Here is a 19,169-nt window from a genome sequence, read left to right as displayed (position 1 = left end):
GCGCGCGCCATGGCTGACATGCAGACACTTCACGCGGCCTTCGCGGCCCGCATCGACGCGGTATTGAACGCTCTGGAAATGGAGGGCGTGCTGCCGGCGGAATCCGCGCGCGCAAACGTGACGGTCGAGCCCCCGCGCGATCCTTCGCATGGCGACCTGGCCACCAATGCCGCCATGGTGCTCGCCAAGCAGGCGAAGACCAATCCCCGGGCGTTGGCGGAGAAGATCGTCGAGCATCTGGAGCGCGAGCCCGACATTTCCGAAGCGGCAATCGCCGGTCCGGGGTTCATCAACCTGCGCCTCGCGCCCGATGCATGGCGGCGCGAACTGCGTGCGATTTCCGATCTCGGCGACGACTACGGCCGTTCGGATATGGGCAAGGGCCAGACGGTCAATGTCGAATATGTCTCCGCCAACCCGACCGGACCGATGCATATGGGCCATTGCCGCGGCGCGGTGGTCGGCGATGCGCTGTCCGGCCTGCTCGAATGGGCCGGCTACCGGGTCACGCGCGAATACTACGTCAATGATGCGGGCGGCCAGGTGGACGTGCTCGCCCGTTCCGCGCACCTTCGCTATCGCGAGGCCTTGGGCGACGACATCGGCGAGATTCCCGAGGGTCTCTACCCTGGAGACTATCTGAAGCCGGTGGGCGAACGGCTCGCGCAGGAGTTCGGCCCCGCCTACAAGGACGCGCCCGAAAGCGAGTGGTTGGAACTGTTCCGCCAGCGTTCGGTCGCGGCGATGATGGAGATGATCCGCGAGGATCTGGCGCTGCTGGGCATTCATCACGATCTGTTTTCTTCCGAAGCCGAATTGCAGGCGGCAAAGAAGCCCGAAGCGGCGGAAGCCTGGCTGCGCGAACACGGCTTCGTCTACGACGGCGTGCTCGAAGCGCCCAAGGGCAAGGCTCCGCCCGAAGATTGGGAGCCGGTCGAGCTGCCGCTGTTCCGCTCCACCGAATTCGGCGACGACCAGGATCGCCCGATCAAGAAATCGAACGGGGCCTGGACCTATTTCGGCGCCGATCTCGCCTATCACTTCCAGAAGGCGGAAAAAGCCGACGCGCTGATCGACATCTGGGGCGCCGACCACGCAGGCACGGTCAAGCGCATCAAGGCCGCAGTCGCCGCGCTGACCGAGGGCGCGGGGCGCGACGTGCCGTTCGACGTCAAGCTGGTGCAGATGGTCAAGCTGCTGCGCGATGGTGTACCGGTCAAGATGTCCAAGCGGTTGGGCACTTTCGTCACGCTGGCCGATGTCGTGAACGAGGTTGGCAAGGACGTGGTGCGCTTCACCATGCTCACCCGCAAGCCCGACGCGCAGATGGAATTCGACTTCGCCAAGGTGGTCGAAGCCTCGAAAGACAATCCGGTCTTCTACCTGCAATATGCGCATGCCCGCATTCACTCGACCCTGCGCAAGGCAGGCGTCGAGCCGAGCGATGCGCATCTCGACCGGCTAGGCGAGGAAGAGCTCGCATTGGTGCGCGAAGCCTCGCAATTCCCGCGCGTGGTCGAATCCGCCGCCAAGGCGCGTGAGCCGCATCGTATCGCTTTCTTCCTCGGCGATCTCGCTGCCGCCTTCCACAGTTTCTGGAATGCGGGTAACGATGATCCGTCGAAGCGGATCATTCAGGAGAGCGATCCCGAACTGACGGGAGCGCGGCTGTTTCTGGCGGCGCAGGTCGGGCAGGTTATTCGCAACGGCCTTGCGATCCTGGGGGTCGAAGCGGTCGAGGAGATGTGAGCATGGTGGCGTCGACGCCTTACGATAGGGATGGCGATTTGCAGGGCGAAGACCAGCTCGACCTGGCCGATGACGAAAGCCTGCCCTGGCTCGAGGCGGGCGAGGACGAGGAAGAAACAGGAAGCTTCGACACGTCGCGACTGGTCCTCCTGGGCGTGCTCGCGCTTGTGCTGCTCGCTGTGGTGGTTGGTGGAATCTGGTTCGTTTCCAATCAGGCATTGGATGAACCCCCAGCCGATGGCAGCGTGATCGCCGCGCCGGACGAACCATATAAAACCAGGCCCGAGAACCCGGGTGGCAAGACATTTGCCGGAACCGGCGACACCAGTTTTGCGGTCGGCGAAGGCCAGACGCGGGAAGGCAGGCTGGCAGAGCCGCCGGGCGCGCCTGTCGACCAAGCTGGCGACGCCGGGCCTGCGATCGCCTCGACGGTCAACGAGGGTACGCGCACCGCACCGCCGGCCGGAACCGCTGTACAGGTCGGCGCCTATCCGCGCCGAGCCGACGCCGAAGCGGCGTGGTCGAACCTGATCCGCCAGACCGAGGCGCTCAACGGAGTGAGGCATCGCGTGGTCGAGGCGCAGGTCGATATCGGCCGCGTTTATCGCCTTCAGGCTCTGGCCGGAGACCGTGCCGCGGCCAACCGGCTGTGCTCAGCGCTCAAGGCCGATGGACTCGCCTGTTTCGTCAAATAAGGCGGTCTCCGGACCGAATTTCCACACTTCCCGCAGGTCGCAAGCTTGCGGGATTCGAGCGAAAACCCCAGTTTGCTGCGCATGACGCCAGCCATTTTCGGCATTTCCGGTCTCGAACTGAGCGCCGATGAACGTGCCTTTTTCAAGGAGGCGGACCCGGCAGGCTACATCCTGTTCGCGCGTAATTGCGAGAACAAGGAGCAGTTGCGCAAGCTGACCGACGATCTGCGCGCGATCCACGGTCGCGATCACCTGATCGTGTCGATCGACCAGGAGGGCGGTCGCGTCGTGCGCATGAAACCGCCCGAATGGCAGCGCTATCCGGCGGGCGAAGCTTTCGCCAAGCTGTGGGATATCGCGCCGGCCTCGGCGATAGAAGCGGCGCGGGTCAATGCCGAGGCGATGGGCCGCGAGCTCGGCGAGATGGGCATCACGGTCGACTATCATGCGCCGTTCGACGTGCGCCGCGCCGAGACCGATGACGTCATCGGCGACCGGGCGTTGGGCAGCGATCCCATGCAGGTCGCGGCGCTTGGCCGTGCAGTTCTCGACGGTATGGGCCGGGCCGGTATCGTAGGCTGCCTCAAACATATGCCCGGTCACGGCCGTGCGACATGCGATTCGCACAAGGCATTGCCCCATGTCATCGCGAGCGAAGAAGAACTCGAGATCGATATCGAGCCGTTTCGAACGCTGTCCGCGCATCCTCTTGGAATGAGCGCGCATATCGTGTTCGAGGCGTGGGACCCGCAGAATCCGGCGACGCTTTCGGAAACGGTGATTCGCGAGGTCATCCGCGGCAGGATCGGTTTCGACGGACTGCTCCTTTCGGACGATATCGACATGCAGGCGCTCGATGGCACGATCCCCGAACGTTCGGTCCGCGCGCTGGAGGCAGGCTGCGACATCGTGCTCAATTGCTGGGCGAAGATGGAGGACCAGATCGCCATCGCCGAGCGTGGCGGGACGATGCGCGCAAAGACGACCGAGCGGCTGGCACGCGTGCATGCTGCAATGCGCCAGCCGCAGGACGGGCCCGACACCGCCGAACTGCTTGCCAAGCGCGATGCGCTGCTGGCGATCGCCGAGGAGCGCGCGGCATGACCAGCGATGGCCTCTTTTTCAACGAGACCGCCGCTGAAACGCAGGATGAGTGGGATGGTATCGCGGCGCAGGCACCGGTCGACGAGAATGCGCTTTATCTCGAGCTGGAGGGTTGGGAAGGCCCGCTCGACCTGCTGCTCGACCTTGCCCGCCGGCAGAAGGTCGATTTGCGGTCGATCTCGATCCTCGCGCTGGTCGACCAGTATCTCGGCTATATCGACCGCGCCGGGGCGCTGAAACTGGAGCTGGCAGCCGACTATCTCGTGATGGCGGCATGGCTCGCCTATCTCAAATCGGCCCTGCTGCTGCCCAAGGAAGAGCAGGAAGACCCAAGTCCCGAAGAATTGGCACTCAAGCTGCAATTGCGGCTCCAGCGCCTGGGCGCGATGCGCGATGCCGCGGCACGGCTGCTGGGCGGCGACCGGATCGGGCGCGATGTGTTCCTGCGTGGCGATCCCGAGGGTCTTGAAATCGCCCGCAAGACCAAATGGCGCTGCGACCAGTTTGCGCTGATCGAGGCATATGGGCGGGTGAAGGCGCGTACCGCTCCTGCGATCCACATGGTCCGCGAACGGCCCGTGATGACGCTCGAATCGGCGCTTGACCGGGTGTCCAATATGCTCGGCGTGACGCTGGACTGGATGGAATTGCGCGATTTCCTTCCGCCCCATGCCGAACCGCGTCTCAAGCGCTCGGCGCTGGCTTCCAGCTTCGTTGCCGCGCTCGAACTGGCGCGGCTGGGCAAGGCCGAACTGCAGCAGGAGGATACTTTCGGCCCCCTCCATCTTCGCAGGATGCCGGGCTGATGGACGAACTCGCCCGCGCCGTCGAAGCCGCGCTGTTTGCGGCGGAAGAACCGATGACGGCGGAGGCGCTGGCAAGTTTCCTCGGAGATGCGGCAGTCGGCGACGTGCGCGCGGCCTTGCGCAGTGTGGCAGAGGATTACGAAAAGCGCGGCATCCACCTCGTGGAGCGCGGCAAGCGCTGGCATTTCGAAACCGCGCCGGATCTTGCGCACTTGCTCCGGCGCGAAAAGGAGCAGGTCCGCCGCCTGAGCCGAGCCGCGACCGAGGTTCTTGCGATCATCGCCTATCACGAGCCGGTCAGCCGTGCGGAGATCGAATCGATCCGCGGGGTGCAGACCAGCGGCGGCACGCTCGACGTATTGATGGAGGCGGGCTGGGTTAAGATCGCCGGACGACGCGAGGTGCCGGGGCGACCGACGATCTATGCGACGACGCCCGAATTTCTCGAGCATTTCGGCCTGTCGAGCCGCCGCGATCTGCCCGGGATCGCGGAATTGCGCGCGACGGGCCTGCTCGACCCGGTCGAGGATGCTTTTGAGGAGCTCATGTCCGACAGTTTGCCCGAGGATTCGGGCGACAGCATGGGTCGCGAAGAGACTTCGGATGAAGCCTGACTGGCGCTAAGCCGCGGCAATGCCTATATTCGTTGCCAAGCAATTCGAAAGAGTAGGTCCCATGGGTCTTAGTGTCTGGCAGATCGCCATCATCGCCATCGTTATCCTCGTCCTCTTCGGGCGCGGGAGGATTTCCGAAATGATGGGTGATTTCGGCAAGGGAATCAAAAGCTTCAAGCAGGGCATGAACGACGAAGACGAGGCGCCCGCCAAACAAATCGGCCACGAAGCCAAGCCCGCGGATGAAGGGCTGACCCCAGACCAGGTCAAGCAGACCACCGACACCAAGTAATTTCGCTAGAAAGCGAGGCAGGCCATGTTCGATATCGGCGCCAGCGAATTGCTGGTGATCGTCATCGTGGCGATCCTCGTGATCGGCCCCAAGGACATGCCCAAGGCGCTGCGCACTGCAGGCCGCTGGATCGGCAAGCTGCGCCGCATGTCGGGGCATTTCCGTGCGGGTCTCGACGAGGTCGTCCGCCAGGCCGAAATCGAGGAAATGGAAGAAAAGTGGGCCAAGCGGAATAAGGAAATCATGGCCAAATACCCCGAGGGCTCGACGCCCGAGGGCGGGGCGCCGGAAAACCTCATACCCGGCGAGATGGAGCCACTGGCTTCGGCCAATGAAGTACCGGATGCCGATGCGGCGGCAGAGGCTGCGATCAAGCGCGCGGCACCGGTGAAGGCGCCCGAGCATACGGACGAGCCGCCGCTCCCGCTCGATCCGCCGCCAGCAGGCAAAGGTCGCTGACATGGCCGTCATAAAGGATATCGACGAGAGCCAGGCCCCGCTGCTCGACCACCTGATCGAATTGCGCGCGCGGCTGGTGCGCTGCGTGCTGGCATTGGCGATCGCCTTCGGCATCTGCCTCTATTTCGCCGATCCGATCCTCGGCTTCCTGATCCAGCCGCTCAAGAATTCCTTTGCCGACGGGGAAGGCCAGCTGATCTTCACCAAGCTCTACGAGGTTTTCTTCGTCGAGCTGAAAGTGGCGCTGTTCGCGGGCTTCTGTCTCAGCTTCCCGATCATCGCGAACCAGCTCTGGGCTTTCGTCGCACCCGGGCTCTACGCGAAGGAGAAGAAGGCTTTCCTGCCCTTCCTGCTGGCGACGCCGATTCTCTTCACCATGGGCGCCGCGCTGGCCTATTACATCGTCATGCCGACCGCATTCCGCTGGTTCCTCGGTTTCGAAGGCACCGCGGGCGGGCTCGAAATACAGGCGCTGCCGACGGCGAACGAGTATCTCGGCCTCGTAATGCAGTTCATTCTCGCATTCGGGATGAGCTTCCTGCTGCCGGTCCTCTTGCTGTTGCTGCACCGTGCGGGGATCGTCACACGCGACCAGCTCGTTTCGGCGCGGCGCTATGTGATAGTGGCGGTGGTGGCGCTCGCGGCAATCATCACGCCGCCCGATCCGGGGTCGCAACTCCTGCTCGCGATCCCATTGCTGCTGCTATTCGAGGGATCGCTTTTTCTGATGCGGCTGACCGAGAAGCGGCGCAAAGCGGATGTCGAAAAGCCGGAGGAACCTCAGTCGGCATCATAGACCTTGCGTCCGCCGACCCAGGTTTCGAGCACCTTGGTTGCGCGCAATTCGCTGGGTGTCGCAAGCAGGGGGTCGCGATCGATCAGCACGAAGTCGGCACGCTCGCCCGGCAGCAGCCGGCCAAAGCGGCCTTCGGCAAATCCGGCATAGGCGGCCTCGCTCGTGAAACCCGCCAGCGCCTGTTCGCGGTTGACCCGCTCTTGTGGGCGCCAGCCGCCGAAAGGCTCGCCATTGGCGTCCATGCGTGTGGTGGCGGCGGCAAGGCCGGCGAAAGGATCGGGCGATTCCACCGGAGCGTCCGAACCAAAGGCCAGCCGCCCGCCAAGCTGGAGGATCGTGTTCCACGCATAGGCGCCTTCTAGCCGGTCGGGACCGAGCCGCGCTTCGGCCATCGTTCGATCGCTGGTCTGGTGAACCGGCTGCATCGATGCGATGATGCCGTTCTGGCCCAGCTTCGGGAGGTCCACCGGATCGACGATCTGGACGTGCTCGATCCGCCAGCGGCGATCGCCGGGAAAGCTTTCGGCGATCTCGCCAATTGCGTTGAGCGCGTCCTCATTGGCTGCGGTTCCGATGGCATGGATCGCGGGCTGGAAATTGCCCTGTGCCGCGCGCACGAGAATATTGCGCAGCTTGGCCGGGCTGGTCAGCGGCAGGCCGGTATTGCCCGGATCATCGGCATAGGGCTGCTTGAGCCAGGCCCCGCGGCTGCCGAGTGCGCCGTCGAGGTAGAGCTTCACACCGTTCATCCGCAGCTTGTCGTCGTAAAGCCAGGGCGAGGGCCGGGCGCCCGCGATCAGTTCCATCTGGTCGGGACCAGCGGCGTAGGACATGATCCTGAGCGTCAGCGCGCCCTTGTCTCCCGCGCGACGGAAGGCCTGCCAATCCTCGATCGTCGTCCCCATGTCGGCCACTGCGGTGATGCCGTGGCGGTGGAGCACCTTCTGTGCCTCGGCAAAGGCGAGATCGCGCTCGTTGGGACGCGGTGCCGGGATCGCGGCCCGCATCAATTGCTCGGCGGCATCGACGAATACGCCGGAGGGTTGCCGTGAGCCGAGCATGCGCTCGATCCGACCGCCGGAGGGGCTCTCGCTGGCTTCGGTAATGCCGGCCGCTCGCATGGCGAGAGTGTTGGCCCAGCCGGCATGCCCGTCGACCCGCTCGAGATAGACTGGACGGTCGGCTACGGCGCTGTCGAGCTCTTCGGCTGTCGGGAAACGGCCAAGGCCCCATTTTTCCTGGTTCCAGCCGCGTCCCAGGATCCACGGGCGCGCCTCGTTCTCGGCCGCGAAACGGCGGATCTTGTCGAGCGCCTCGTCGAGCGAAGTGGTATCCGACAAGTCGAGCGTCAGCGCGCCGATGCCGATCCCCATCACATGCGCATGGGCATCGATCAGGCCGGGAATCATCACCGCGCCCTTGCCATCCTCGCGATAGTCGGTCTGCGGCTTGTCTTCGCCCGACTTTACGATCTGCGCGACCTTGCCGTCATCGTCGATCACCAGCGCGGTGAAGCGTTCGACCTTGCCGTCCTCGCCGATCGTCATACCCTCTACATTGTCGATCAGCACATCGGCCTGAGCCGGTGCGGCCAGCGCGAGGGCGAGGGCAGTGGCAAGGAATTTGAACTTCATTTCAGGCGGTCCCCGTCCGTGTTTCGTCCGTGCGCGATAAGGCATAGCTTGAGCGAGGCAAACCCTTTCGGCGATTGCGCCCCGCGCCAGCGCGCCGTAGGGGCGGAGCATGACCCAAGCATCTCCCGTGCGTGCCGCCAAGGCGACCGAGCTCCTGACCCTCGACGATGTGCGCGCTGCCGCCGCACGTATCGAAGGCGCGGTGGTCAAGACGCCGATGCTGCGCTCGCAGACGCTGTCGGAGATTGCCGGGGCGGATATCTGGCTCAAGTTCGAAAACCACCAGTTCACCGCTGCCTACAAGGAACGCGGTGCGCTCAACGCCCTGTTGCATCTGAACGAGGAGCAGAAGGCGCGCGGCGTCATCGCCGCATCGGCCGGCAACCATAGCCAGGGTCTGAGCTATCACGGGCGCCGGCTCGACGTGCCGGTGACCATCGTCATGCCGCGGACCACGCCCAGCGTGAAAGTGATGCAGACCGAAAGCGTCGGCGGCAATGTCGAACTGTTCGGCGAAACCTTCGACGAGGCCTATGCCCACGCCCGCCAATTGGAGGACGAGCGCGGCCTCACTTTCGTCCACCCGTTCGACGAACCGCTGGTGGCGGCCGGGCAGGGTACGGTCGCGCTGGAAATGCTCGAGGAGAAGGACGATTTTGACTGCCTCGTCGTGCCCATCGGTGGCGGCGGGCTGATGAGCGGCATGGCGACGGTCGCCAAGGCGCTGAACCCATCAATCGAGTTGGTCGGCGTACAGGCCGAACTCTATCCCTCGATGTATTCTGCCGTTACCGGCGATGATCGCCCCTGCGGAGGCGATACGCTGGCGGAAGGCATTGCAGTGAAGGCCCCCGGCGAGTTCACCCGCCAGATAATTGCCGAACTTGTCGACCAGGTTCTGTTGGTCAAGGAGGCAAAGCTCGAGCACGCGGTATCGTTACTGTTGCAAATCGAAAAGACCGTGGTCGAAGGCGCGGGGGCTGCCGGCCTTGCCGCGGTGCTTTCGAATCCGGAGAGATTCGCCGGCAAGACCGTCGGCCTTGTCCTGTGCGGTGGTAATATCGACACCCGCCTGCTGGCCAACGTCCTGCTGCGCGATCTCGCGCGCTCGGGCCGTCTCGCGCGGCTCCGGATCGTGTTGCAGGATCGGCCCGGCGCGCTGTTCAAGGTGATGCGCGAGTTCAATACGCATGATGTCAATATCATCGAGATCTACCACCAGCGGATCTTCACGACGCTGCCTGCCAAGGGGCTGACGGCGGAGATTGAATGCGAAGCGCGCGGAGGCGAACAGATCGACCGGCTGGTGGAAGCGCTGCGTGCCAAGGGTTATAGCGTGGAACTGGCCGAGCTGGCCTGAACCGGATTGCCGCCGCAGCCCCTTCAAGCCGTCGAGTTTCCACCAATCCGCGTCGTTCGACGGATGGGTTGCATATTTCGTGGTTAAGAGGGTTTTAACGCGGGACCCGCTCTGGCATTGTATGTCTATCAGACAGGGAATTCCCAAGCCCCGAGAGGACGCAGGCCACCGTGACCGCACCAATTCGCTTCCCCCGCTTTTTCGTGACCAGCCCCGCGCCGTGTCCGTACCTGCCGGGCAAGAGCGAGCGGAAGGTGTTTACCGAACTGCGCGGCGAGAATGCCGACGAACTGAACGAGGCGCTCGGCCGGATCGGGTTCCGCCGCAGCCAGACGGTCGCCTATCGCCCGTCCTGCCTCGATTGCCAGGCCTGCGTGTCGGTCCGCGTGGTGGCGAATGAATTCCAGGCCTCGTCGAGCCAGAAGCGCACGCTCAAGTCGAATGACGACCTGATCGCCACCGAATGCCGTCCCTGGGCCACCTCCGAACAGTTCGAGCTTCTGCAGAAATATCTCTCTGCGCGCCACCCCGGCGGCGGCATGACGCAGATGGAAGAAACCGACTTTGCGGATATGGTGGAACACACCAGCGTTACGAGCTATGTGATCGAATATCGGGAGCCGGGCACCGGCTTCGAACCGGGGCGTCTGGTGGGGGCGTGCCTTACGGACTACCAGGGTGACGGGCTGTCGATGATCTACAGCTTCTACGACCCTGAGCATGGGGATCGCGCCGGGCTTGGGAACTACATCATCCTCGACCACATCCGCCGTGCTGCCGATCGTGGGCTGCCATACGTCTACCTTGGATACTGGGTCGAAGGGGCCGAGCGGATGCGATACAAGGTCCGCTACCGGCCGCTTGAACGACTCACTCGTGGCGGATGGGAGCGCATGCCCGATGCCGAGCAGAGGCGCCTTATCGCCGCTGCAACCGCCCCGCGTGCGAAGCGCCGCGACGAGGCCCTGCCTTCCAAAGACGGGCTGGCAGCCGAGTACAAGATCGCCGATTGAGAGCGCTCGTGTAGCGCTGACCACCTGCCTTGCCGCGCTTGCCGTGGCAGGTGCTCCGCCAATTGCCGCGCAGGATAGCGAGGTCCCGCCCTCGCTCGAGGATCTGATTCCCGACAGCGCGGTCGAGAACCCGGACGAATGGGCGCGGCAGGGAACCGACGACGCGGCTGGGCCGGGCGTCGATACCGTGCCCGATCTGGATGCGGAAACTCCCATCGCGGAGATTCCGGGAATGTCGGTAGCCTGGCCCGAGAATGTCGAACTCGAGCCGCTCCAACCGCTGGAACCCGAAGACGACATCGAATTCGCGCAATTGCTCGAAGATGCGCCTCAGGTCGCATTCGACGAGGCGGAAATCGAGGAATTGTCCGAAACGCTGGTGCTCGGCTTCCCGCAGCAGGAGCCGCCGTTCAGCCAGCGCGGCGATTTCGTCGACCGCTTCGAAGCGCTCTCGACCGTCGAAGAACTGAACGATGGCGACGAGAATGTCGCTCAGCTCGCAGCGCGGGCGCGCGAAGATGAGGAATTGCTCACCAACCTGCTGCGCGTCTACGGCTATTACGATGGCGAGATCGTCCGCACCATCGCCACACGCGATGCGGGCGAGGACACTGCAGACCAGCGCCCGCGCGTACGCTTCGACGTCATTCCGGGCGCGCGCTACACCTATGGATCTATAGACCTCGGGCAGCTGGATACTGCGGTGGATGCAGCGTCGTTGCGCGATTCCTTCAATATCCAGGTCGGCGATTATCTGCAGTCCGATACGATCATGGCCGAACGCTTCAATCTCGACCGCGCGCTGGGCGAGAGTGGTTACGCCTTCGCCGAGATCGACGAGCCCGAATTGCTGATCGATCACGAACGGGTCGAGGGCGATTTGACAATACCCGTGCGGCCCAATGGCAAATATGTCTTCGGCCAAGTCTTCAGCAGCGACGAGGCGTTTCTATCGAGCCGTCACCTCGAACGCATCGCGCGGTTCGAATCCGGAGACATCTACCGCCGCAGCCTCGAATTCGACTTGCGCCGGGCAGTCACCGCGACGGGGCTCGTATCTGCGGTCGGGGTCGAAGCGCGGGAGATCCGGCCACCGCAGGGCGACGAGCCCGGCGTGGTCGCAATGGATGTCACCATGGAACGGGCCAAGCTGCGCACCATTGCGGGCGCGATCGGCTATGGTTCGGAAGAGGGCATCCGGGTCCAGGCGAGCTGGGAGCATCGCAACCTCTTTCCGCCGGAAGGCGCGCTGCGCCTGCGCGGCATCCTCGGTACGCGCGAGCAGCTTGCCGGGATCACGTTCCGCAAGAACAATTTCGGTGGGCGCGACAAGGTTCTCACCGTCGATGCCTATGCCTCAAGCATCGATACCGTCGCCTATGACGCGCGCACCGTAGCGTTGACGGGGACATATGAACGCACGTCGACCCTCCTTTTCCAAAAGCCGCTCGCCTGGGGAATTGGCGCCGAAGTGCTTGCGACCGACGAACGCAACCGCATCGTCGAAGGGGTGGAGCGGCCACGGCAAACCTATTTCGTCGGCGCGCTGTTTGGCCGGGCAACACTCGATACCAGCGATTCCCTGCTCGATCCGACGCGCGGGTTCCGCGTGACGGGCTTTCTCGCGCCCGAAACCTCACGCACACAGGGCGTGCAATACTACTACCTGCGCAACCGCGTCGATGCCGCATACTACCAGACGGTCGGCAATCGCACGGTGATAGCTGCACGCGCCGCCTTTGCCAGTATCCAGGGGGCCGAGCTCGTCGGCATCGCGCCCTCGCGCAGGCTCTATGCGGGAGGCGGCGGGTCGGTACGCGGTTATGGCTATCAGGCGATCGGGCCGAAGAACGACTTCATGGAAGCCACAGGCGGGCGCAGCCTCGTGGAGGCCTCGATCGAGGCGCGGATCGGCACCGGCTTGCTCGATGGGGCGGTTTCGGCCGTGCCCTTCTTCGACCTTGGCAGTGTGTCCACATCGACCACGCCTGATTTCGGCGAGATCAAGATGGGGGCGGGGCTTGGTGTTCGCTACACCACCGGTTTCGGTCCCATCCGCCTGGATGTCGGCTTCCCGCTCAATCCTGAGCCGGAGGACTCCGCAGTCGGTGTCTATATTTCGCTGGGGCAGGCCTTCTGATGGCGGACGAGGTCGACGCCCTGGAGGAGCGGCCGGTTCCGTCCGCGAGTGCTTCGCGGCTGGGGAGGACCGGCAAATGGCTGCTTGGCCTCGCTGCGGCCCTGGTCTTTCTCGTGGCGAGCGCCCTGGTGGTGCTCAACACGCCGCTTGGCGAACGCTTCCTGGCCAACCGGATCGCCGAGCAGACCTTTCCCAACGGGCTCAACATCCGGATCGGTCGGATCGAGGGCAATCTTTACGGAGCGGCGATCCTGCACGATGTGCAATTGTCCGACCCGCAGGGTGTCTTCCTCACCATCCCGCGTGCCGAGATCGACTGGAATCCTGGCGCCTGGCTGTCGAACCGGCTCGAGATCGACAGCTTCGCCGCCCGCCGCGCGCAACTTGCGCGCATTCCCGAATTTCTGCCGAGCGAGGAAGAGGGACCGATTCTGCCCGGTTTCGATATCTCGGTCGAAGAGTTCACGATCGACAATCTGACGCTCGCGCGCGGGATAGCGGGGGATCGCGCGCAGAGGGTCGATCTGGCTGGCAGTGCCCAGGTCGCCGACCGGCGGCTGATGGTCGATCTCGACGGGCGATTGGGGCAGCGCGACCGGCTGGCGCTGTTGCTCGATGCCGAACCCGATGGCGACGATTTCTACATGTCGCTCGATGTCGCGGCTGAAGCGGATGGTCCACTGGCACGGCTGGCCGGCCTCGACACTGCTCACACCGCGCGCATCAGGGGCGATGGAACCTGGTCGCAATGGACGGGCGGGCTGCTGGTCCAGAGTGAGGAGGGGCGGGTCGCGGCACTACGCCTGACCAATCGCGCCGGCATTTTCGGACTTCTGGGCAAGATCGACCCTTCGGACTATCTTTCCGGGGTCCCGGCACGGGCGCTGGGCGAGGATGTGGCGCTCCAGGCGGAGCTGGCGATCGACAACCGTGTTTTCGATGGCCGAGCGCGGGTGATTGGACGCGGGCTCGGCCTCGTGGCGGATGGCCTGCTCGACCTCGCGGAGAATCGCGTCGACGGGCTCGAACTGGATGCATTCGTGCGCGATCCCGGCCTGTTGGGCGACGGTCTCGAGCTGCGGAACACGCGGCTCACTGCCACGCTTGACGGGCCCTTGCGCGATCTCGCGATTGCCCACGACCTTCGCGTAGGAGAGCTCGACCTTGATGGCACGCTGCTGTCGGGGCTCCGCCAACAAGGCACGGCGCAGTATGACGGAACGCGCTGGAGCCTGCCGCTCGACGTGGCGGTGGCGAGCGTGACCAGCGGCAATGCGCTGGTCGATCCACGCCTGGTGAACGGTATCGGGCGGGGGACTTTGGTCCTCACCGGTTCACGCCTGTTGGCCGACGATTTGCGGATCGCCTTCCCCGGCACATCCGCCAATCTTGCGCTGCGCGGCGATGTGTCCAGCGGGCGATACCGGATCCGCGGACCGGTGAGCGCGCAGCAGCTGGTACTCGACGATGTCGGTAGGGCGGGGGGCACGGCAATGATCGATCTCGCCCTCGCGCCGGGAGCGCCCTGGCGCCTGACTGCACAGCTCGATGCGCGGATCTCGCCGGTAACCAATGCCACGCTCGCCAATCTCGCAGGCGCGCCGATCCGAGTGCGCGGCGGGCTTGCAATGGGCGGCGCAGCCCCGCTCGAGTTCGACCGATTGCGCGTGGATGCAAGCAAGGTGCAACTCGCCCTCGACGGCAGCGTGCGCGAGGGCACCACGCGCGTGGCGGGAGCGGGCACGCATGTCGACTTCGGAGATTTCACGGTCGAGGCGAGTGTGAGCGATGCCGGACCGAGCGCGGCGCTCGTTTTCGCCCGACCGGCAACCGGACTGGAAAATGTCCGTTTGGCCATTGCACCGAGCGGCGAGGGCTTCGCGATCGATGCCGCAGGCGATTCGCTCCTCGGACCTTTCGCGGGCACGTTGGACCTGACCGCACCCGAAGGCGGCCCGACGCGTATCGCAATCGACCGGATGCGCGTATCCGATACCGGCGTCACCGGCAGCGTCGCTTTCGTGCAGGGCGGCGCAGAGGGCATGCTGGCCTTCGCCGGGGGCGGGCTCGACGGAACGGTTGCGCTGGCGCCGCGTGGCGGCGGGCAGGGGCTCGACATTGCGTTGCAGGCCCGCAATGCGCGCTTCGGCGGCGAAACGCCGCTTCGCATCGCACGCGCCGATGTCGAAGCCTCGGGTCTGATCCGGCAGGGAAGCACGACTTTCGTCGGTTCGGGTACGGCGGCGGGGCTTTCCTACGGCACGCTGTTCATCGCCCGCCTGGCGGCGCAGGGAGAGGTCGAGAATGGCATCGGCCAGGTCGATGCCTCACTGGCGGGCCGGCGCAGCGGGCGGTTCGTGCTCGACGTCAATGCCGGCATCCGCCCCGATCGCATTGCCCTTGCCGCGCAGGGCGAATTCGCGGGCAGGCGCATTTCCATGCCCCGCCGGGCTGTTCTGACCAATCAGGCAGACGGCGGCTGGCGTCTTGCGCCGACGCAGCTTTCCTACGGCGATGGCGGTCTGATCGCGTCGGGGAGTTTTGGCGGCGGTGATCTCGATTTCGATTTCAAGCTTGCGCGCATGCCGCTCTCCCTGATCGACATCGTCCGCCCCGATACCGGACTGGGGGGCACGATATCGGGGGTCGTTACCTACCGCACCGGTGCCGACCGGCTGCCGGTAAGCGATGCGAAAGTACGGATCGACGGGCTGACGCGCTCCGGCCTCGTGCTGACATCGCGTCCGGTCGATGTCGCCCTTGTCGCACGGCTCAGCGAAACCGAACTCGAAGCGCGCGCCCTGCTACGCAACGATGATATCCGGCGCGGTCGTGTGCAGGCGCGGATTACCGGCCTACCCGGCTCGGGTATCTTGATCGATAGGCTGCGCGCCGGGGGACTGTTCGCGCAATTGCGCTATCACGGCGCGGCGGAGAGCCTTTGGCGGCTCGCAGCGCTGGATACTTTCGACATTACCGGCCCGATCGCGATTGCCGCCGATGCGACCGGTACGCTCGAGGACCCTACCGTGCGTGGATCGATCTCGGGCGAAACGCTGCAACTGCGCAGTTCGCTGTCGGGCACGGACATTCGCGACATCTCCGTTCGCGGGCGGTTTCGCGGTTCGCGGCTTCAGCTGGCCCGCTTTGCCGGGACGCCTGCCGATGGCGGCAGCGTGAGCGGCAGCGGTATCGTCGACCTGCGGACGCTGGGCGAGGCGGTCGAGGGCCGGGTGCTGGAGATACGCGGACCGATCATCGACTTGCGCATAGCGGCCAGGAACGCGCAATTGATCGAGACCGGAGGGCTGAGTGCAACGATTACCGGACCGCTGCGAATCGTTTCCAACGGGCTCGGCGGCACCATTGCGGGCCGCGTCCGGGTCGATCGGGCAAGCTGGCGGCTCGGCACGGCAGCCGACGACCTGCGCCTGCCGCAGATCGCCACGCGGGAGATAAACGCTCCGGCCAATCGCGCTCCCCAGGTCGCTCCCGGCAGGCCCTGGCGCTATCTTGTCGATGCGCGGGCCGCCAGCAGGATCGACGTCGACGGGATGGGTCTCGACAGCGAATGGTCGGCAGATATCATTCTGCGTGGGACGACCGACGATCCGCGGATCGGCGGCAGCGCGGAGGTGGTGCGCGGAGACTACACCTTCGCCGGAACGCGTTTCGAACTGACCCGAGGCGAGATCGAGTTCGATGCCAATGTCCCGATCGACCCGAGGCTAGACATTCGTGCCGAAACCGAGCGCGACGGCCTGACCGTGGAAGCGACCGTCCGTGGCAGTGCGACCCAGCCCGAGATCGCATTCAGTTCCAATCCCTCGCTACCCGAGGAAGAGCTGCTCGCGCGCTTGTTGTTCGGCGGTTCGGTGACCAGCCTTTCCGCGACCGATGCGCTGCAATTGGGCGCTGCGGTAGCGAGCCTGCGCGGTGGGGGCGGGATGGACCCGATCAACCAGTTGCGCAGTGCCATCGGCCTCGATCGGCTGCGGATCGTCAGCGCGGATCCAGCCCTCGGGCGCGGGACCGGGGTCGCCCTGGGCAAGAACTTCGGGCGACGTTTCTATGCCGAGATCATCACCGACGGGCGCGGTTACAGCGCGACCGAAGTCGAGTTCCGCGTGACCAGTTGGTTGTCGTTGCTCGCAGCGGTTTCGACCGTTGGGCGCGAAAGCGTCGTGGCCGAAATCAGCCGCGACTATTGAGCCGCATTCACCCCTTGGGCGGAAGCAACACGCTGTCGATAGGGATCACCACGCCGTTGTTTGCTGCAATGGCGGTGCCCGAAAGGGTCGCGCGCGCAGCCCCACCCATTTCGACCGTGATCGTGTCGCCTGACTTTGTGAAGACCACATCGGTTTCGCCGAGAGTCGTCATGGTCACGGGGCCGCCCTGCGTTCGAATCGCTTCTTCGATACCCTCCGGAGTGACATGTCCCGGCAGCAAATGGTCGCGCAGGATCGCAACGAGTATCGGACGCTGATCTTCTTCGAGGAGCGCCGTGCCATCGGTACGCAAGTCTTCGAAAGCCATGTCGGTCGGCGCAAGGACCGTGTAGCTGGCGGGACCGTCGAAGACGCCCGACAGTTCCGACTGCGCCAGCGCCTGCTGCAGCCTGCCAAGGTCGTCGTTCGTCCCCAGTGCGGCCGCGAGCGTCAGCGAACCATCTTCCGTGGTCGCGATCTCGGGCTGATCCGGCTCAACGTCGCCGCACGCCGCCAGCAACGGCAGCGAAACAATCGCTACGAACCAACAGCGGATATTCCCTTTGCCGATCATACCCATCGCCTCAAACGAGCAGGTCGATGGCCGCCGCGACCATCCGAGTTGCGGGATCGATCCGATAGACGTAGCCGTCGGAATAGCGGTACCAGGCATTGGCCGTGTCCGCGTACCGTTCGCGATAGGAATAGGGCACGTTATAGACGTCATAGCCGTGCGGCATGGGTTGGCCGACAACGAATTCGTCACCGGTCAGCAAAGCAGCCACGGAAGTGATCGCGGTATTTTCGGGATCGATCCGGTAAATGACATTGTCGGCGAAGCGATAGGATGAAGCGGATCCCAGATCGAAATAGTCGACGTAGTAATCGGGAACCGTGAAGCTTTCGTAGGAGGATGGCCAGGCATTGCCGATGGCCAGTGCGCCGCCGAGCAAGGGGATAAAGCCAGCAATGCCATTCTTGTCCGCACGGCGCAGCAGATACCCATCCCGATAGACGAACCGGCCGGGTGCATAATTGCTCAGCCCGAACAAGCGGGGGCCATACTCATAGCCGTTCCACCGCTCGAGCCGGTTCGCAAGCTGGTCGGATTGGCCGGGCGGCAGGCAGCCATTGTTTTTCGCGGCAAGGCCCGGCGGGCATCCGTCGATGATCGCGCGTACGCGATCGCGCGATAGGAAGTCATGGTCCGGCGTTTGGCGCATGCCGTCGAAGTCTTGTTGCTCGCCTAGCGCTTTCACAGGGGTTTGACGACGCTCCGCCGAACGCTCGATCCGGCGGTCACCATCGACGGCGGTTCGCCTTCGATTCTCGCCCTTCTCCGCGCTGTGGTCGCGACTGTATTGGCGAGGGTCAGCCGGGCGCGAGCGTGCCGCTTCGCCCCTACCGTGGGATTTGCGCTCGGCAACGCGTTCCGAGGCGTGAGAGACATTGTCTTCCCCACTCGCCTTCTTCTCGATGCCCTTTCCGGGAGCCGCATAGACTCCACTTGCGGCGAGCGCGATGGCGGCCGCGGCTGCTAGCAAGGTTGTCATTTGTTAAGCTCCATTTGCTGCCCCAACGGCGACGGGTCCGTTCCGGTTCCGGTCGTCGGTGGGGTTAGAAACGGCGGAGTTTCTCGGTTTTCATCGCGATCGATAAAGCGTCGCTTCGGCGTTGCGCCGACGCACGAGACCCTTCAACACGCGTCCTCCTGCGCGGTTCCAGCGCGAGAACTCTGCCGCCGCCGCTGCGTGATCGCCCGATAGATGGCGCTTGAGGAGGGTCGATCGCCCGATCGCCCCGGTATTGTAGTGGAAGCTCACGAGGGCATCGAACTCATTCTGCGTCGTCGGCGCATCGCCGAGCGCTACAGCCACATCTTCGGCATGCCGGGCGATATCGGCGGCAAGGCGATCGTCGCATTGCTCTTGCGTCCATACCGTGCCCGGGCCGATGCCTTTTCCGGTCGCGCCCCAGCCGATGGTCCACGGGGCATCGCCAGTGCCGGGATCGGGATAGGCTTCGATGAGCCCGTCGGAACGCAAGCGCGCGCAGCCTTCGAATTGGCGGATGAGTTGGAGGCCGCGTGGCCCGATACTACGCGATGGAACGGGGGCCTGGGGCACCTCGTGCGAGCCGTCCAACGCGGCATCGAGGGCGTCGACTTCGGCCTGGCGGAAGCCGCGCCCCAACAGCTTGCGGACGGCATCGAAAAGCGGTTTGCGGTTCATATCGGGCCTCCATGATCAAAGAGGCCGGCTGATTAGGCACACAGATACCGAGTAGGAAAATCCTT

Annotated in this window: 16 protein-coding genes; 12 read left to right on the top strand and 4 right to left on the bottom strand. The window is 64.6% G+C overall.

Going from position 1 to position 19,169, the window contains the following annotated elements:
- Window positions 1-9 precede the first annotated feature (9 nt).
- The 8 genes from argS (at window position 10) to tatC (ending at window position 6,515) form a co-directional block, all read left to right on the top strand.
- Window positions 10-1,749: an arginine--tRNA ligase gene (gene argS, locus ASS64_RS06390; protein WP_067691505.1), complete on the top strand. Its 1,740-nt coding sequence runs from the start codon at window positions 10-12 to the stop codon at window positions 1,747-1,749.
- 2 nt (window positions 1,750-1,751) lie between these two features.
- Window positions 1,752-2,444, top strand: coding sequence for an SPOR domain-containing protein (locus tag ASS64_RS06385; protein ID WP_067691502.1), 693 nt, complete (start codon window positions 1,752-1,754; stop codon window positions 2,442-2,444).
- 81 nt (window positions 2,445-2,525) lie between these two features.
- Window positions 2,526-3,548, top strand: a complete 1,023-nt coding sequence (gene nagZ, locus ASS64_RS06380; RefSeq protein ID WP_067691673.1) for a beta-N-acetylhexosaminidase — start codon at window positions 2,526-2,528, stop codon at window positions 3,546-3,548.
- Complete coding sequence (locus ASS64_RS06375; protein ID WP_067691500.1) at window positions 3,545-4,354, top strand: ScpA family protein; 810 nt, start codon at window positions 3,545-3,547, stop codon at window positions 4,352-4,354. Before nagZ ends, ASS64_RS06375 begins: the two co-directional genes overlap by 4 nt.
- Window positions 4,354-4,968, top strand: a complete 615-nt coding sequence (gene scpB / locus ASS64_RS06370; RefSeq protein ID WP_067691497.1) for an SMC-Scp complex subunit ScpB — start codon at window positions 4,354-4,356, stop codon at window positions 4,966-4,968. The genes ASS64_RS06375 and scpB overlap by 1 nt, the downstream gene beginning before the upstream one ends.
- Window positions 4,969-5,029: 61 nt before the next feature.
- Entirely contained in the window at window positions 5,030-5,260 is a 231-nt protein-coding gene (gene tatA, locus ASS64_RS06365) for a twin-arginine translocase TatA/TatE family subunit (RefSeq protein WP_067691494.1), read from the top strand.
- A gap of 24 nt (window positions 5,261-5,284) precedes the next feature.
- Complete coding sequence (gene tatB / locus ASS64_RS06360; RefSeq protein WP_067691491.1) at window positions 5,285-5,719, top strand: Sec-independent protein translocase protein TatB; 435 nt, start codon at window positions 5,285-5,287, stop codon at window positions 5,717-5,719.
- A gap of 1 nt (window position 5,720) precedes the next feature.
- Entirely contained in the window at window positions 5,721-6,515 is a 795-nt protein-coding gene (gene tatC, locus ASS64_RS06355; RefSeq protein ID WP_067691489.1) for a twin-arginine translocase subunit TatC, read from the top strand.
- On the opposite strand, the gene ASS64_RS06350 is transcribed toward tatC, so the two are convergent.
- A complete protein-coding gene (locus ASS64_RS06350; protein ID WP_067691670.1) occupies window positions 6,500-8,149 on the bottom strand; it encodes an amidohydrolase in 1,650 nt (549 codons plus the stop codon). The two genes, tatC and ASS64_RS06350, sit on opposite strands and share 16 nt — an antisense overlap.
- Before the next feature lie 109 nt (window positions 8,150-8,258).
- Between ASS64_RS06350 and ASS64_RS06345 the strand changes: the two genes are divergently transcribed.
- The 4 genes from ASS64_RS06345 (at window position 8,259) to ASS64_RS06330 (ending at window position 16,873) form a co-directional block, all read left to right on the top strand.
- Entirely contained in the window at window positions 8,259-9,509 is a 1,251-nt protein-coding gene (locus tag ASS64_RS06345; RefSeq protein WP_067691487.1) for a threonine ammonia-lyase, read from the top strand.
- A 170-nt stretch (window positions 9,510-9,679) separates the two neighbouring features.
- Entirely contained in the window at window positions 9,680-10,522 is an 843-nt protein-coding gene (locus ASS64_RS06340) for an arginyltransferase (RefSeq protein ID WP_067691484.1), read from the top strand.
- A gap of 43 nt (window positions 10,523-10,565) precedes the next feature.
- Window positions 10,566-12,662 carry an autotransporter assembly complex family protein gene (locus tag ASS64_RS06335; RefSeq protein WP_234002343.1) on the top strand — a complete coding sequence of 699 codons (2,097 nt, stop codon included), beginning with the start codon at window positions 10,566-10,568 and terminating at the stop codon, window positions 12,660-12,662.
- Window positions 12,662-16,873: a translocation/assembly module TamB domain-containing protein gene (locus ASS64_RS06330; RefSeq protein ID WP_067691481.1), complete on the top strand. Its 4,212-nt coding sequence runs from the start codon at window positions 12,662-12,664 to the stop codon at window positions 16,871-16,873. Before ASS64_RS06335 ends, ASS64_RS06330 begins: the two co-directional genes overlap by 1 nt.
- A gap of 7 nt (window positions 16,874-16,880) precedes the next feature.
- Here the strand turns inward: ASS64_RS06330 and ASS64_RS06325 are convergent, their stop codons facing one another.
- The 3 genes from ASS64_RS06325 to ASS64_RS06315 form a co-directional block, all read right to left on the bottom strand.
- Window positions 16,881-17,447 (bottom strand): fasciclin domain-containing protein, encoded by a 567-nt coding sequence (locus tag ASS64_RS06325; RefSeq protein WP_198147666.1) that lies wholly within the window; start codon window positions 17,445-17,447, stop codon window positions 16,881-16,883.
- 10 nt (window positions 17,448-17,457) lie between these two features.
- Window positions 17,458-18,426, bottom strand: a complete 969-nt coding sequence (locus tag ASS64_RS16800; RefSeq protein WP_067691475.1) for a hypothetical protein — start codon at window positions 18,424-18,426, stop codon at window positions 17,458-17,460.
- Between the two features lie 90 nt (window positions 18,427-18,516).
- Complete coding sequence (locus ASS64_RS06315) at window positions 18,517-19,104, bottom strand: lysozyme (protein WP_067691472.1); 588 nt, start codon at window positions 19,102-19,104, stop codon at window positions 18,517-18,519.
- Window positions 19,105-19,169 lie beyond the last annotated feature (65 nt).

It is taken from the genome of Erythrobacter sp. AP23 (assembly GCF_001542855.1).
Taxonomy (GTDB): Bacteria; Pseudomonadota; Alphaproteobacteria; order Sphingomonadales; family Sphingomonadaceae; genus Qipengyuania.
This window is presented reverse-complemented; position numbering and strand designations above follow the sequence as displayed.